Origin of the sequence: Promineifilum sp. (SeqCode) (assembly GCF_041918635.1) — a bacterium.
Taxonomy (GTDB): domain Bacteria; phylum Chloroflexota; class Anaerolineae; order Promineifilales; family Promineifilaceae; genus Promineifilum.
In genome coordinates this window covers 1-1,674 of record NZ_JAYRVJ010000366.1, presented here as the reverse complement: position 1 = coordinate 1,674, position 1,674 = coordinate 1, and the positions used below count along the sequence as shown (strand labels likewise).

Below are 1,674 nucleotides of genomic sequence, written 5' to 3'. Positions count from 1 at the left end.
GCGCTGGTTGGTGCGCGGGCGGCGCGAACACAGTAAGATAAGGGCCGCCGCGGCCTGTGGCCGCGGCTGGCTATCGATGGCAACGACGACCGGCGAACCAACCTACCGCGCCTCGACGTTCAAGCGCGAAGACTCGCCCGCCACCTGGGATCAGACGTTGGCGCGGCTGCCTCATGCTCACGCGCTGCAAAGCTGGGCCTGGGGACAATTCAAGTCGCGCTGGGGTTGGCAGGTCATGCCGCTGACCCTGTCGGTGGCCGGCAACAGTTGGGAAGCGGCTGCTGCGGCCCTGGTGCTGAAGCGCAAGACGCCGCGTCTGCCCTTCTCCATCCTCTACGTGCCCAAGGGGCCGGCTCTCGACTACCGTGACGCCGAGTTGCGCCGCCGCGTGCTGGCCCAACTGGAGGCGCTGGCCCGGCGCGAGCGAGCCATCTTCATCAAGATCGACCCCGAGGTGGTGCGTAGTTGGGGGCTGGAGGAGGAGCGCGTCTCGCCCACCGGCGCGGCCGTCATGCGCGACCTGCGGGGGCGCGGCTGGCTGCCCTCCGATGAGCAGGTGCAGTTCCGCAACACGGTCGAGTTGCCGCTGGAGGGCAGCGAGGAGCAGTTGTTGGCGGCCATGAAGCCCAAGACGCGCTACAACATCCGCCTGGCCGAGCGCAAGGGGGTGACGGTGCGCCTGGGGACGGCGGGCGACTTCCCGGCTATCGCCGCGCTCTACCAGGAGACGGCCGCCCGCGACGGCTTCACCATCCGGCCGCCGGCCTACTACCTCGACGGCTGGACGGGGCTCTACAACGCGGGGTTGGCCCAGCCGTTCGTGGCCGAGGTGGAGGGGCGGCCGGTCGCGGCGATCATCGTCGTGCGCTTCGCCGAGCGGGCCATCTACATGTACGGCGCGTCGAGCAGCGAGGCCCGCGAGCGCATGCCCAACCATCTGCTGCAATGGGAGGCCATCCGCTGGGCCAGGGCGCAAGGCTGCCGCGTCTACGACTTCTGGGGCGCGCCCGACGAGTTTGTAGAGAGCGACCGGCTGTGGGGCGTGTGGCGCTTCAAGGCGGGCTTCAACGGCGAAGTGGTGCGCTTCATCGGCGCGTGGGACTATCCGGTGCGGCCGTTGTGGTATCGCTTCTACACCCGGGCCATCCCGCGCTATCTGGATTGGCTGCGCGGGAAGAAAGATCATCCGCAGATTACGCCGATTTCGCAGATTACCAGATCGCCGGTCATGTACCTCTAAGTACTGACCACTGACCACTAACCACCACCTCCGGAGGCAAGATGAGCAGGACGATCGTCATACTGGACGGGGATCAAACGGGGCAGGAACTCCTTGAAGAGTCATTGCGCGTTCTGCAACAGGACGTGATCCGCTACCCGCTGGAGTTCCTGCGCTTCGACCTGAGTCTGGAGAATCGCCGGGCGACGAAGAACCAGGTCGTCTACGAGGCCGGCAAGGCCATCCGCGACTACCGCGTGGGCCTGAAGGCGGCGACGATCACACCGGAGAAGTCGGGCGACGTGGGCAGCCCCAACGCCATTCTGCGCGAGGAGATGGACGCCGAGATCATCCTGCGCACCGGCCGGCGCATCCCCGGCGTGCGGCCGGTGGGCGGCATGTACGCCCCCATCAGCATCGTGCGCATGGCCCGCGACGACGCCTACGGGGCGCGC

2 protein-coding genes are annotated in these 1,674 nt (G+C 67.7%); both read left to right on the top strand.

The window, feature by feature from the left end:
- Positions 1 to 1,240, top strand: a 1,240-nt coding sequence (locus tag ACE3UY_RS11545) for a lipid II:glycine glycyltransferase FemX (RefSeq protein ID WP_374687675.1), incomplete at its 5' end; no start/stop codon positions are given.
- A gap of 41 nt (positions 1,241 to 1,281) precedes the next feature.
- A partial coding sequence (locus tag ACE3UY_RS11540; protein WP_374687674.1) for an isocitrate/isopropylmalate family dehydrogenase occupies positions 1,282 to 1,674 on the top strand: 393 nt, incomplete at its 3' end.